The sequence below is a fragment of the Uliginosibacterium sp. H1 genome (genome assembly GCF_036017065.1).
Lineage (GTDB): Bacteria > Pseudomonadota > Gammaproteobacteria > Burkholderiales > Rhodocyclaceae > Uliginosibacterium.
Window position 1 is genome coordinate 540,063 of the sequence record NZ_JAYXHR010000001.1, and the last position, 13,826, is coordinate 553,888.

The 13,826-nt window shown below is 66.1% G+C and carries 13 protein-coding genes; 3 read left to right on the forward strand and 10 right to left on the reverse strand.

Annotated features, from left to right (window positions below; genetic code table 11):
- The first annotated feature begins 6 nt into the window (after nucleotides 1-6).
- Nucleotides 7-786 (forward strand): hydroxyacylglutathione hydrolase, encoded by a 780-nt coding sequence (gloB, locus tag VVD47_RS02400; RefSeq protein WP_327601797.1) that lies wholly within the window; start codon nucleotides 7-9, stop codon nucleotides 784-786.
- A 28-nt stretch (nucleotides 787-814) separates the two neighbouring features.
- Here the strand turns inward: gloB and VVD47_RS02405 are convergent, their stop codons facing one another.
- The 10 genes from VVD47_RS02405 to VVD47_RS02450 form a co-directional block, all read right to left on the reverse strand.
- On the reverse strand, nucleotides 815-1,870 hold the full coding sequence (locus tag VVD47_RS02405; RefSeq protein WP_327601798.1) for a lactonase family protein: 1,056 nt from the start codon (nucleotides 1,868-1,870) through the stop codon (nucleotides 815-817).
- 94 nt (nucleotides 1,871-1,964) lie between these two features.
- Complete coding sequence (locus VVD47_RS02410; RefSeq protein WP_327601799.1) at nucleotides 1,965-3,227, reverse strand: glycerate kinase type-2 family protein; 1,263 nt, start codon at nucleotides 3,225-3,227, stop codon at nucleotides 1,965-1,967.
- A 141-nt stretch (nucleotides 3,228-3,368) separates the two neighbouring features.
- Nucleotides 3,369-4,295, reverse strand: a complete 927-nt coding sequence (locus VVD47_RS02415) for a 2-hydroxy-3-oxopropionate reductase (protein ID WP_327603173.1) — start codon at nucleotides 4,293-4,295, stop codon at nucleotides 3,369-3,371.
- A 225-nt stretch (nucleotides 4,296-4,520) separates the two neighbouring features.
- The gene (locus tag VVD47_RS02420; protein ID WP_327601800.1) at nucleotides 4,521-5,312 is read right to left on the reverse strand and encodes an HpcH/HpaI aldolase/citrate lyase family protein; all 792 of its coding nucleotides are present in this window, start codon (nucleotides 5,310-5,312) and stop codon (nucleotides 4,521-4,523) included.
- An 11-nt stretch (nucleotides 5,313-5,323) separates the two neighbouring features.
- Nucleotides 5,324-6,166, reverse strand: coding sequence for an ABC transporter ATP-binding protein (locus VVD47_RS02425; protein WP_327601801.1), 843 nt, complete (start codon nucleotides 6,164-6,166; stop codon nucleotides 5,324-5,326).
- Nucleotides 6,167-6,182: 16 nt separating this feature from the next.
- Nucleotides 6,183-7,034, reverse strand: a complete 852-nt coding sequence (locus VVD47_RS02430; protein ID WP_327601802.1) for an ABC transporter ATP-binding protein — start codon at nucleotides 7,032-7,034, stop codon at nucleotides 6,183-6,185.
- Nucleotides 7,035-7,048: 14 nt separating this feature from the next.
- On the reverse strand, nucleotides 7,049-7,969 hold the full coding sequence (locus tag VVD47_RS02435; RefSeq protein WP_327601803.1) for an ABC transporter permease: 921 nt from the start codon (nucleotides 7,967-7,969) through the stop codon (nucleotides 7,049-7,051).
- Nucleotides 7,969-9,015 (reverse strand): ABC transporter permease, encoded by a 1,047-nt coding sequence (locus VVD47_RS02440; protein WP_327601804.1) that lies wholly within the window; start codon nucleotides 9,013-9,015, stop codon nucleotides 7,969-7,971. The genes VVD47_RS02435 and VVD47_RS02440 overlap by 1 nt, the downstream gene beginning before the upstream one ends.
- Nucleotides 9,016-9,237: 222 nt before the next feature.
- Nucleotides 9,238-10,839 carry an ABC transporter substrate-binding protein gene (locus VVD47_RS02445; RefSeq protein ID WP_327601805.1) on the reverse strand — a complete coding sequence of 534 codons (1,602 nt, stop codon included), beginning with the start codon at nucleotides 10,837-10,839 and terminating at the stop codon, nucleotides 9,238-9,240.
- A 45-nt stretch (nucleotides 10,840-10,884) separates the two neighbouring features.
- On the reverse strand, nucleotides 10,885-12,039 hold the full coding sequence (locus VVD47_RS02450; protein WP_327601806.1) for a mandelate racemase family protein: 1,155 nt from the start codon (nucleotides 12,037-12,039) through the stop codon (nucleotides 10,885-10,887).
- A 331-nt stretch (nucleotides 12,040-12,370) separates the two neighbouring features.
- Here VVD47_RS02450 and VVD47_RS02455 point away from each other — a divergent pair, with 331 nt between their 5' ends.
- The gene (locus VVD47_RS02455) at nucleotides 12,371-13,090 is read left to right on the forward strand and encodes a FadR/GntR family transcriptional regulator (protein ID WP_327601807.1); all 720 of its coding nucleotides are present in this window, start codon (nucleotides 12,371-12,373) and stop codon (nucleotides 13,088-13,090) included.
- Nucleotides 13,091-13,148: 58 nt separating this feature from the next.
- Nucleotides 13,149-13,781, forward strand: coding sequence for an HAD family hydrolase (locus VVD47_RS02460; protein ID WP_327601808.1), 633 nt, complete (start codon nucleotides 13,149-13,151; stop codon nucleotides 13,779-13,781).
- Nucleotides 13,782-13,826 lie beyond the last annotated feature (45 nt).

Sequence of the window (13,826 nt, forward strand, 5' to 3'; positions counted from 1 at the left end):
GCACGCATGAATGCCAAGGCGGACATTGTTGCCGAAATCGTCCCGTTGCGCGCGCTGCGCGACAACTACATCTGGGCCCTGCACGAGGGCAATGCCTGCGTGGTGGTGGACCCCGGCGAAGCCGGCCCGGTGCTGCAGCATCTGGCTGCGCATGGCCTGACGCTCACCGCCATCCTCATCACGCACCGGCACCCCGACCACGTGGGCGGGGTTGCCGGCATCGTGGCGCAACACCCGGTGCCGGTGTTCGGCCCGGCGAGCATTCCCTGCGTGACGCACCCGGTCGCCGAAGGCGATACGCCCTCGGTGCCGGGTCTCGGTCGTCGCTTCGGAATCTGGTTCATTCCCGGCCACACCGAGGAACACATCGCCTGGCTGTCGGACGGCCTGTTGTTCTGCGGCGACACCCTGTTTTCCGCGGGCTGCGGCAGGTTGCTGGGCGGCACGGCAGCACAACTGCATGCGTCGCTGATGCGGCTACGCACGCTGCCCCCGCAGACGCAGGTGTACTGCGCGCACGAATACACCCTGTCCAACCTGCGCTTCGCAGAAGCCGTGGAACCGGACAACCCGGAACGCACGGCCTACCAAGCGCATTGCGAGGCATTGCGTGCGGAGGACCGGCCCACCCTGCCCTCGACGATCGCCACCGAATGCGCGATCAATCCGTTCCTGCGTTGCGACGTGGAAGCCGTTGCACGCGCGGTGGAGGCCGGAACGGGGGCACCGATGGCCGGCAGCGAGGCCGTGTTCACGGCACTGCGCCAGTGGAAGGACCGCTTCTGACCAACCCCCTAGCCAGAAAGCGCCCTGGTCAGCTCCGGGTCAGTTCCACGAACTCGATCCAGTTCGGACTCTTGCCGCAGGCATGGCGGCCCGCGTGCTGCAACGTGCCGTCCACCGGATCGATGGCATAGACCGAGAAGTGATCGCTGTGCAGGCCCGCAGCGATCAACCAGCGCCCGGAGGGATCGATGTTCATACCACGCGGATGCTTCTCGGTCGGATAGGTCGCAATCCGTGCAAGGTGGCCGCTCTGCGGGTCGATACTGAACGCGCTCAAGGTGTCCGACCCACGCTCCGACACGTACAGGAAGCGACCATCCGGCCGGACGCGGATTTCCGCGCCGGAGGCTTGGCCGGTGAAGTCCGCTGGCAAGGCGCTGGCTGAATGAACCGGCGCCAGGGCATTCGTATGCGGGTTGCGCGCCAGCACATGCACGCTGGCGTCCAGCTCGCAGAACACGAAGACGAAGCGACCGTCCGGGTGGAGCGCGAAGTGACGCGGACCACTGCCCTCAGGCATGGCAACCACGCCCTCGTGCGACGGCACCAGCGTGCCGCTGCTTGCATCCAGCTCGAACTGCATCAGCTCGTCGCCCCCCAGGCTGGCCGCCAGCACCATGCTGTTGTCACCAGCGGGAAGGATGCAATGCGCTTTGGGCTTCGTTTCGATGACCTGGTGCGCATTCGCCACGCGGCCATCCGCGCCGATGCGACTGACCCCCAGCTTGCTGCCGGCGTACGAGGCGGTGAACAACAGCGTGCCACTACGGTCAGTGGCGATGTAGGCCATGTTGTCCGGCAGCGGATCGACTCCGATGGGCGCCAGCAAGCCGGTGGCGGCGTCGACCGCAAACGATGCGACACGGAAGGGTTCGGTCCGTACCGACACGAAGAGGAAGCGCCTGTCCGGACTGAGGGCCATCGGCATGGCAGCACCGTCGACCGGCACCTGCTGGATCAGGTGCATCGCGCCGGTGTCGCGATCCAGCCGCCATACGCTCAATTCGCGGCTGTCGGCATGAGAAACGTAGACGCAGGTCGCCGGCGCATCACTCTCGTGCGCAGAGTTGGTTACGGTTTGCATAGGTGGAGGGAATGGATCGAGGAAGGGGTCGAGGAAGTGAAATTGTCGTCTGGCGGAAGCCTGCAACCTTACCGGATGCGGTCGCGTGTTGGCGCTACTGGATGATGATCAAGCGCAAGTCATTGACGTTGGTACACGTCGGCCCGGTGACGATGAGGTCATCCAGCGCAGCGAAGAAGCCGTAGCCGTCGTTGTCGGCCAGCATCCGCTTCGCCGAAAGCCCCTTGGTGCCGGCACGTGCAAGACTGTCAGGCGAGAGAATGCAACCGGCATTGTCCTCACTGCCGTCGATGCCGTCCGTGTCCAGCGCCAGGGCATGGATGCCCGGTGCGCCATTCAGTGCATCCGCAAGCGCAAGCAGGAACTCGGCATTACGTCCGCCGCGCCCCTTGCCACGCACGGTCACCGTGGTCTCGCCGCCTGATATCAGCACACACGGTGCGGCGACCGGCTGGCCATGCTGGCGTACCTGCTGCGCGATGGCGGCGTGCACTTTGGCAACCTCACGCGACTCGCCTTCCAGTGCATTGCCGAGGATCACCGGCTTGATGCCCGCAGCGCGTGCCACGTCCGCAGCGGCCTCCAGCGCCTGTTGCGCAGTCGCCAGCACCTTCAGGTCGTGGCCTTCGAAGCGCGGATCGCCGGGCTTGGGCGTCTCGCCGCGACCACTCGCGAGGTGCGCGTGTACGTTGGCCGGCACCGCAATGCCATGACGCTGCAGGATGTCGAGCGCATCTGCGCAGGTCGTCGCGTCGGGCAAGGTCGGGCCCGATGCGATGACCGCGGGGTCGTCGCCGGGCACGTCGGAAATCATCAGGGTGACGACGCGCGCCGGCGCACAGGCCGCACCGAGCCGGCCGCCCTTGATGGCGGAAAGGTGCTTGCGCACGCAGTTCATCTCGCCGATGGAAGCCCCAGAGCGCAACAGCGCACGGTTGATGGCCTGTTTGTCGGCAAGTGCGATGCCCTTGGGTGGCAGCGCCAGCAGCGCAGACCCACCGCCTGAGATCAGGCACAGCACGAGGTCATCGGCCGTCAGCCCCTGCACCATTTCCAGGATGCGGCCAGCCGCTGCACGACCGGCCTCGTCCGGCACCGGATGCGCCGCCTCCACCACCTCGATGTGCCTGCAGTCCGCGCCGTGGCCGTAACGCGTGACGACGAGACCCGACAGCGGTCCGTCCCAGTGCGCTTCGACCGCCTGCGCCATGGCAGCGGCAGCCTTGCCGGCACCGATGACGACGGTGCGGCCTTTCGGTGGAGTCGGCAGGTGTGGCGGCAAGCAACGCGCCGGGGCCACTGCGGCGATGGCCGCGTCCGCCATCTGGCGCAGGAGTGTTGCGGGATCAAGTGTCATGCGTCGTTGCACTACAAATCGCTGATGTGGACTCAGGGTGAGTTCGCGAAACAACCCACCGCCTCTCTGCAAGACCAAGGACAGTGCGTCGTCGCCGGGTTTGCCAATCCCGGCCGAACCACCCCAAGCCCGGGTTGCGTACTACTGACCGATCTCGAAATTCGCGAGCTTCTCCAGCGCACGCACCATGCCGGAGTGGTCCCACTGCGAGCCACCGTGTGCCGCACAGCTGTTGAACAACTCCTGCGCCGTGGCGGTGTTGGGCAGCGACACGCCGACCGCACGCGCGGTGGACAGCGCGAGGTTCAGGTCCTTCTGGTGCAGCTCGATGCGGAAGCCGGGGTTGAAGGTGCGCTTCACCATGCGCTCGCCATGCACTTCCAGCACGCGCGAATTGGCGAAGCCACCCATCAGCGCCTGGCGTACGCGGGCCGGGTCGGCGCCGGCCTTGGCAGCCAGCAGCAGCGCCTCGGCCACCGCCTCGATGTTCAGGGCGACGATGATCTGGTTGGCAACCTTGGTGATCTGGCCGGCACCGACATCGCCCACCAGGGTGATGTTCTTGCCCATCTTCTCGAACAGCGGCTTCACGCGCTCGAACACCGCTTCCTCGCCACCGCACATGATGGTGAGGCTGGCAGCCTTGGCGCCCACCTCGCCACCGGACACCGGCGCATCGACGTACTGCACGCCCTGCTTCGCCAGGCGCGCGGCGAACTCCTTGGTGGCCACCGGGGAGATGGAGCTCATGTCCACCACCACCTTGCCGGCGGCAATCGTCGAGGACACGCTGTTCTCGCCGAACAGCACGGCTTCGACGTGGGGCGTGTCCGGCACCATGGTGATGATGACGTCAGCCTTGCTGGCGACATCCGCCGAGCTGGCACAGGCCAGGCCGCCGGCCGCCGTCAGTTCGGCGGGGATGCCGCCCTGGCTGTACAGGAAGACCTGGTAGCCCGCGGCGAGAAGATGACCCGCCATGGGGTTGCCCATGATGCCGAGACCGATGAATCCGATTTTTTCCATTTGATGCTCCGGGGGAATGACTGGGTTCTTGGTTGGTGTAATTCGTTGCTGGTGCGGCGGCGCCCGGCTTGCTTCGACCAGGCTCCGCACACGTCGCCGCGCCCTTGGTGCGGCCTTGGTGCGTCAATCCCGCCCTTCGACAAGCTCAGGGCACGAGACTTCGATCAGGCAGGGCCGTTGGCTGAGCCCGTCGAAGCCAACCCGCAGAGGCCGATCCGTGGAAGCGGCGTATCACTCACAGAAGGGCGGCAACGACGCAGAGACGGCTCAGGCAGCCTTCACCCGCGTTGCCTTCACCTGCTGGAAGCGCGCCGCCAGTTGCTCCGACGCCCGTGCCAGCAGCGCGATGTCGGCGCCGACGGCCGTGAAGGTGCAGCCCCATTCGATGTACTGGCGCGCCAGGTTCTCGTCGCCGGTCAGGATGCCGGCGGGTTTACCGGTGGCGATGATGCGGGCGACGGTCTGCTGGAAGATGCGCTGCATGTCCGGATGCGCCGGGTTGTTCAGGTAGCCCATCGCGGCCGACAGGTCACCGGGACCGATGAACACGCCGTCGACACCTTCCACCGCGGCGATCGCCTCCAGGTTGTCCAGCGCCTCGGCGGTCTCCACCTGCACCAGCACGCAGATCTCGTCCTGCGCGCGGGCGTGGTAGTCCTTGATGCGACCGAAGCGTGACGCACGCGACAGGCCGGTGAAGCCGCGCGTGCCGGCGCCCGGGTAACGCGTCGCCGCGACGGCGGCGCGTGCTTCCTCGGCGGTCTGCACGTAAGGCACCAGCAGGGTCTGCACGCCGATGTCCAGCACGCGCTTGATCAGCACCTTGTCGTTCCAGGCCAGGCGCACCACCGGGTGCGAGCCACCTTCGGTCAGCGCCTGCAGTTGCTGATGCAGCAGGAAGGTCTCGTTCGGCGAGTGCTCGGCATCCAGCACGATCCAGTCGAAACCGGAGCCACCGATCACTTCGGTGCTGACGTGATTCGACAGGTGCGACCACAGGCCGATCTGCAGCTCGCGCTGCTGGATGGCGCGCTTGAACTTGTTGAGGGTCATTTCCATATCTGCGCTCCTCAGGCAGCTACACGCGACGCCGCTGCGGCGTCCGTAGCTGCAATCTGGGCCATCTCGCGGCTGTAGTGGCGGCTGGCTTCCACCAGCATGCGGGTGTAGGGATGGGTCGGCATCGATCCGCTGAGCGCCGCGCACTCCTGCATGTCGACGATGCGGCCCTGCTGCATCACCGCCACGCGGTCGCACAGGTGGGCCACCACGCCGAGGTCGTGCGTCACCAGCAGGTAAGTCAGGCCGTCGCGCACGCGCAGGTCCGCCAGCAGGTTGAGGATCTCCGCCTGCACGGACACGTCCAGCGCCGAGGTCGGCTCGTCCAGCAGCAGGATGCGCGGCTCCAGGATCAGCGCGCGGGCGATCGCCACGCGCTGGCGCTGGCCACCGGACAACTGGTGCGGATAGCGGTAGCGGAAGGACAGCGGCAGGCCCACCTTGGTGAGGATGGCGTCGATGCGCGCATCGCGGTCACCGATGCCGTGGATGGCCAGCGGCTCGGCCAGCGCGGTCTCCACCGTGTGGCGCGGATGCAGCGAACCGTAGGGGTCCTGGAAGACCATCTGCACCTTGCGGCAACGCGCACGGTCCAGCTTGCGACCCAGCTTCTGGCCCTGGATGGACAGGCTGCCCTGCCAGTGGTCGTACTGGCCGGCGAGGCAGCGCAGCACGGTGGTCTTGCCGGAGCCGGACTCACCCACCAGGCCGAAGGCTTCGCCCTCCTCCACCGAGAAGTTCACGTCGTGCAGCACCTGGTTGGCGCTGGCACCCACGCCGAAGCTGAGGTCGAGATTGTCGACCTGGATGGTCGGGCCGTTCGCGGGGGTGTTCATCGTCACTGTCTTTGCCATGTTCGTGTCTCTCCGCTCAAGCGGCCATCCATGCCGGGTCGCGCTGCAGCACCGGCAAGCGCTCGCGACGCTCGTCAATGCTCGGCAGCGAAGCCAGCAGGCCGCGCGTGTAGGGGTGTTGGGCGTTTTCGAGATCGGCCGCGGCGATCGACTCCACGACGCGGCCGGCATACATGACCAGCACGCGGTCGCAGAAGCTGCGCACGAGGTTGAGGTCGTGGCTGATGAAGATGAGGCCGAGGCCACGCTGGCTCACCAGGTCGTCCAGCGTCGCCAGTACCTGCAGGCGCACCGACACGTCCAGCGCCGAGGTCGGCTCGTCGGCGATGACGATCTCCGGCTCGGTGATCAGCATCATCGCGATCATGATGCGCTGGCCCATGCCGCCGGACACCTCGTGCGGGTAAAGCTTGAACACGCGTTGCGGCTCGCGGATGCGCACGGCTTCCAGCATGGCGAGTGTGCGCTGGTTGGCTTCGCTGCGCGGCACCTTGTGATGCGCGAGGTAGGCCTCGGCGATCTGGTCACCGACGCGCATCACCGGGTTCAGCGAGTACTTCGGGTCCTGCATGATCATCGACATGCGACGGCCGCGGATGTCCTGCAGGGTCTTCTCGCTGCAGGACAGCAGGTCGGTGTCGCCGAAGCGCAGTTTCTTCGCCTCGATGCGCGCGCTGCGCGGATGCAGGCGCAGCAGCGTGCGGCCCACCGTCGACTTGCCGGAGCCGGACTCGCCGACGATGGCGAGCTTCTCGCGGCCGAGGTCGAAGGACACGCCGCGCACGGCATGCACCAGGCCCTCGCCGGTGGCGAAGCGTACGTTGAGGTCTTCGACCTGCAGCTTGGCCGGATTGGTTTGTTCGCTCATGTCCGTACTCCCGATCATTCGCTACGCGGGTCGAGCACGTCGCGCAGACCGTCGCCCAGCAGGTTGAAGGCAAGGCTCACCATCATGATGGCGGCGCCCGGCATGGCGACCAGCCACCAGCACTCCATCATGTAGCGGCGGCCGGAGGAGATCATCGCGCCCCATTCCGGAATCGGCGGTTGCGCGCCGAGGCCGAGGAAGCCGAGGCCGGCGGCGGTGAGGATCACGCCCGCCATGTTCATGGTGAGGCGCACGATCACCGACGACAGGCACATCGGCGCGATGTGGCGCACCAGGATGCGCAGCGAGGACGCACCCTGCAGCTGCACCGCGACCACGAAGTCGGCCTTGCGCAGGCTGAGCGTCTCGGCACGTGCAAGACGCGCGATCGGCGGCCAGGCGGTGAGCGCGATGGCGATGATGGCGTGGTCCAGGCCCGGGCCGAGTGCGGCGACGAAGGCCAGCGCCAGCACCAGGCCGGGGAAGGAGATGAAGATGTCGGTGATGCGCATGAACACCGTGTCCACCCAGCCGCCGAAGTAGCCGGAGATCACGCCGACCGCCAGCCCGATGGGACCGACCACGATGGTCACCAGCGAAATGATGTACAGCGTGATGCGCGAGCCATGCACGAGGCGGCTGAAGATGTCGCGGCCGTACTCGTCGGTACCGAACCAGTGCTCGGCGCCCGGTGCCAGCAGCGTCTTCGACAGGTTCTGCACGAAGGGGTCATGGGTGGCGATCCACGGTGCGAAGGCGGCCAGCAGCAGCAGGCCCAGCACCACCACCAGACCGGCGACGGTCAGCGGGTTGCGGGTCAGGCGGCGGGCGCCGCGTGCGAGGTTTTGGCGCAGTGCCTGCGAACTGGAGCGCGGGGTGCCGTCATACGTGGCGGCGACGTTTGCAGTTGTACTTGTCATGATCGTGGCAGCCATCAACGGGTCCTCGGATCGAACACCTGGTAGAGCGCGTCGGCCAGGAGGTTCAGGGTGACGAAGATGAGGCCGACCAGCAGCACGCATCCCATCACGGCGTTCATGTCGCCCAGCATCAGGCTGCTGGTGAGGTAGCTGCCGAAGCCGGGCCAGGCGAAGACGGTCTCGATGAGCACCGCGCCTTCGAGCAGGCCACCATAGGCCAGCGCGACGATGGTCAGCAGTTGCACGAGGATGTTGCGAAAGGCGTGGCCCCAGATCACCTGGCGCTCGGACAGGCCCTTCACGCGGGCGGTGATGATGTATTCCTGCGAGAGTTGGGCCAGCATGAAGCTGCGCGTCATGCGGCTGATGTAGGCCATGGAGTGCAGGCCGAGGATGCAGGCCGGCAGCGTGATGTGCTTGATGACGCTGCGGAACACGTCCCACTCGCCGGCCATCGCGGAGTCGATCAGCAGGATGCCGGTGCGCGACTGCACGAGGCCGTCGTAGGCGAGGTCGACCCGCCCTGCTCCACCGGCCCAGCCGAGCCAGGCGTAGAAGATGATCAGGCCCATCATGCCGAACCAGAAGATCGGCACCGAGTAACCGAACAGGCTGAGCACACGCACGATCTGGTCACCCATGCGGCCACGGTGCGTGGCGGCGAAGACGCCCAGCGGCACGCCGGCGAAAGTGCCGAGGATGATCGCCACGGTGGCCAGCTCGATGGTGGCCGGGAAGACGCGGGCGATGTCGGTGGTGACCGGGTTGCCGGTCAGCAGCGCCATGCCGAGATCGCCGTGCATCAGGTCGCGCAGGTAGTAGCCGAACTGCACGTACAGCGGACGGTCCAGGCCGAGCTGCTGGTAGACCTGCTGGTACGTGGACTGGTCGGCATCCGAGCCGACGATGGACAGCACCGGGTCCAGCGGCATCACGCGGCCGATGAAGAAGGTGAGTGCCAGGAGGCCGAGCAAGGTCACCGCGACGGTGCCGAGCCGGTGGCTCCAGCCTGCCAGGTGGCGCATGCCACCGCCGGACAGGCTGAGGGAAAGTGCAGACATGTGATGTCTCCGGTGCTTGGATGCGGGTACGACGGTTACATCCGGGTGAAGCCGATCCAGCGAAACTGCCGCCCGCCCCCTCCCCCCTCGCGGGAGAGGGTTGGGGAGAGGGGGAGACGACAGGCAGGCAGGAGAGTCTCCCGATGCCATCGCCCCCTCTTCCTTAACCCCTCTCCCACGAGGGGAGAGGGGAACTTCGTGCGGCTTCGCCGGGTGTGTGACTCAGCGTTGCTTGGTGACTTCGCGCAGGCGGGTGGTGGCCGCCGGGTGGCCGACGTAGCCGCGGATGTCCTTGCCCATCACGACCGTGTCCACCATCTGCGACACCGGGACGATGGCGCCGACCTGGCTGTCGTAGAGCTTCTGGATCTCCTGGTACATCTCGACCTGCTTCTTGGTGTCCTTCTCGATCTCGGCCTTCTCGATGAGGGCGTTGATCTCGGGGCTGATGAAGGAGGTGCGCCAGCCCTGGAAGTTGGTCAGCTTGGCCTCGTCGCGGTTGTCCGGGTTGTAGACCAGGGCGCGCAGGCTGCTGTGCGGGTGCGGTTCGGCACCGCCGCCGCCACGACCGACGATGATCTCGAAGTTGCGGTCACGCATGGCGCCGTACACCTGATTGCCGGTGCCCGGCAGCACTTCGGCCTGGATGCCGGCCTGCGCCAGCGTGGACTGCAGGTTGGTGGCGATGTTGATGAAGGGCGGGTCGGACAGCACGCGGATGGTGGTCTTGAAGCCGTTGGGCTGGCCGGCTTCCGCCAGCAGCTTCTTGGCGCCCGCCACGTCCAGCTTGTAGCCGGGGTTGGGCAGGGTTGCCGGCAGGCCCATCTGCACCGGACGCTGGTGGAGGATGCCGTAGTTGGGCATCACGGTGGTGTTGATGCCGTCATAGTCGATGAGGCTGCGGATCGCCTGGCGCACGCGCTTGTCGGCGAACTTGGGGTCCTTCACGCTCATCGCCACGTAGTAGATGTTGCCGCGCTTGACGGCCTGCACCACGGCGTTCGGGTTCTTCTTCATCGCCTCGATGTCCGGCACCGACATGCCGGTGGCGATGTCGATGTCGCCACGCTCGATCATCAGGCGCAGGGTCTGCGACTCGGTCATGTTGCGCATGATCACGCGACGCAGCTTGGGCGCACCGCGCCAGTAGCCGTCGAAGCGGGTCATCATCAGCACGTCCTTGGCGCGCCACTCGTTCAGCACGAAGGGGCCGGAGCCGGCGGCGTTGGTAGTCAGCCACACGCGGCCGAGGTCACCGTCCTTCTCGTGCTCCAGCACTTTCTTGCGGTCCAGCACGTTGCCGCTCACCGAGGTGCCCAGCGTGTAGATGACCATACGCGGGTCGGTCGGCTCCGGCAGCGTGATGACCAGGGTCGTCGGGTCGGTGGCGCGGATGTTCTGCTCCACGTTCTGCGCGGTGAAGCCGTAGCTCTTCCACGGCGAGGCCAGCGCGAGATTCAGCTTCAGCACGCGGTGCAGCGACCAGGCGGCGTCTTCCGCGGTCAGCGGGTTGCCGGTGTGGAACTTCACGCCGCTGCGGATCTTGAAGCTGATGCTCTTGCCGTCCGGCGCGATGGTCCAGCTCTCCGCCAGGCCGGGCAGGATCTTGCTGGTGTCGACCGGGTCCAGCTCCACCAGCCCGTCATACAGGTTGGCGTTGATCTCGACGACGTCGTTGCCGGTCGCACCGGCCGGGTCCAGCGACAGCAGGTTGGTCATGCTGATGCCGACGATCAACTGGTCGTCGGGCGTCTTGGCGAGTGCAGGCATGGCCATCAGCGACAGGGCGATGGCGCAGGTGCCAAGCAGTTTCGGCATTTTCATGAACGGTCTCCTCACACTTATGTTGGTGATTGCTGGTTCAGTGGTTCAGTAGGTGGATACGGTGTGCGCGGCGATGTAGTCGAAGTTGATGTCTTCGCCCAGGCCGGGAAGCTGCGACAGATGCACGTAGCCGTCCTCGTCCATCGGGTCGGCCAGGCTGTTGAGGTAGGCCGGCACTTCGTCGTAGTCGAGGAAGGGGTGCAGCAGGCCGCGTTCGTACCACTGGCAGTTCTTGATGGCGGCGCAGACCGCCAGGTTGGCGGCGCCGTTGCCGTGCACTTCGCAGTTCATGCCGAAGGCATCCGCCATGCCGGCGACCTTGAGGGTCGGGGTGATGCCACCGACGCCCGGCACGCCGGCGCGGGTGATGGTGGCGGCGCCGGACTTGATCCACTCGGCGCGGGTGTGGTGTTTGCCGCCCATGTACTCCGGGCCGAGGATGGGAATGTCGAGTTGCTGGGTCAGCCACACGTAGGACGACATGCTCTGCTCGTCCATCATTTCCTCGAACCAGGCGAACTGCAGCTTCTCCAGCGCGCGACCGATCTTCAGCGCGTCGGTGCGGCTGTACCAGTGGTAGCCGTCCAGCATCAGGTCGATGTTCGGGCCCACCGCCTCACGCACGGCGGCGCAGCACTTGATGTCCATCTCCACGCTGGGCGCGTAGGACACCGGCGGCATCCAGGTATGCAGCTTGATGGCCTTGTAGCCACGGGCCACCAGCTTCTCGGCGAAGGCGGCGTATTCCTCCGGGGTGGAGAGGCCGCCCTTCAGCTCGTCGCCGCACATGGTGCTGCCATAGGCCGGCACCTTGTCACGGAAGCCCCCGATCAACTGGTACACCGGTACGCCGAGCTTGCGGCCGGCGAGGTCCCACAGCGCCTGGTCGGCCACCGCCATCGCACGGTCGGTCAGTTGGCCGGCGCTGCCGCGCTGCCAGTGCGCCAGGTCCTGCCAGATCTGCTCGCGCATGAAGGGGTTGGCACCCACCATCACCTTGCGGAAGAAGGCATCGACCACGTGCTTGCGGACGACTTCCACCGGGCCGAAGGCGTGACCTTCGCTGCCGTCGTCGCAGGTGATCGTCAGCATGGCCATGCTGGCCTGCTTCTCCGGCCCAGGGTGCGAATGCCCTGCGGCATCGACCGAGCGCTTGGAGGGATAGGTGAATACGGTGCCGCGCAGGCTTTCAATCTTCATTGGCTCTCCTCTACCCATTCCGCTGACTGACCTTGCGTCATTGCTGTCAGTCATCATACGAGTTGATCGAATACTAGGAGGCCGCAAAATTGCCTGTCAAACCACTGAAACCCTTAAGGGTTTACGCCAACAATTCCTTAATATCCTTAATAAACAACGCATTTGTACGGAATACAGACACTTGCGAGGGCTGGCGAAACACAAGGTAACGAGTTGAAGACGAGCCAGCCGATTCGTCGTGTCATGTAATGAGTTTCCCTAAACACAGGTGACTCATCATACGAGTGACGAGTATGATCGCCATCAAGGAAATACAAGCAGGGAGACAGGGATGCAAAGCCTTCGCCGTCGCGAAACACTGACCGGACAACTGACGCGCACCATCGCCGAGCGCATCGCGTCCGGCCGGTACCCGCTGGGTGAGCGCCTCCCCAGCGAACAGGAAATGATCGACGAGTTCGGCGTCAGCCGTACCGTCGTGCGGGAAGCCATCGCCAACCTGCGTGCCAACGGACGCGTCACCACCGTGCAGGGCGTCGGCGCCTTCGTGGTGCAGCAGGAAAAGCCGGACGGTTTCCAGATCGACGCCAGCGGCCTGTCCGTCGTGCAGGAGATGGTGTCGGTGCTGGAGCTGCGCATCGCACTCGAATCCGAAGCCGCCGTGCTGGCCGCCCAGCGCCGCAGCGAGGAGCAACTGGTGGCGATGAAGGCGGCGCTGGCCGAATTCAACGACGCCATCGAACGTGGCGAAGACGCGGTGCACGCCGACATGAAATTCCACCGGCTGATCGCCGAGGCCACCGGCAACGCCCACTTCCTGAAGCTCTTCAACTACGTGGGCGAGCTGCTGATTCCGCGCGCGCGCCTGCAGTCCTTCAAGCTGGACGGCGTACCGCAGAAGGAATACCTGCAACGCGTGCAGCGCGAGCACGAGCAGATCTGCTACGCCATCGAGCGCAAGGACTCCGAAGCCGCCCGCGCGGCATTGCGCATGCACCTGTCCGGCAGCCGCGACCGGCTGCAGCGCAGCCTTGCCAAGGCCGCGAGCTGACGACCGGCAGCCGCGGTAACATCCGGGGCCGCCGTTCTACCGTCCCTGTCGCGCCCCCATGAACCCTGCCACCAACGCCGCACGCCGCATCGACACCGTCGTCTTCGATCTCGGCAACGTCCTCATCCCCTGGGACCCGCGCCGCCTCTACCGCAAGCTCTTCGCCACCGAACCGGAAGTCGAACACTTCCTGACCGAGATCTGCCCGATGAGCTGGCACAGCCAGCAGGACGGCGGCCGCGCGCTGGCCGAGGCCACGGCCGAACGGCTGGCCCTGTTCCCGCAGCACGAGGCGTTGATCCGCGCCTTCTACGACCGTATCGACGAGATGTTCGACGTGCCCATCGAAGGCTCGGTGGCGCTGCTGCATGAACTGAAGGCGAAGGGTTACCGCCTGTACGCCCTCACCAACTGGCCGGCGGAGATGTTCCCGGCCGCTCGTCGCGACTACCCGTTCCTCGCCGAGTTCGAAGGCATCCTGGTGTCCGGCGAGGAGAAGCTGGTCAAGCCGGACCCGGCGATCTACCACCTGCTGTTCAAGCGCTTCGCCATCGACCCGGCCCGCGCCGTGTTCATGGACGACAGCCCTGCCAACGTGCAGGCCTCGCTGGATGTCGGCATGGCCGCGATCCACTTCCAGTCGCCGGAGCAGACGCGCGCCGCGTTGCGCGAGCTGGGCGTCGAGGTCTGACGCACCGGACCATTGCAGCCGTTGGCTGCGGTCCCTGAGCTTGTC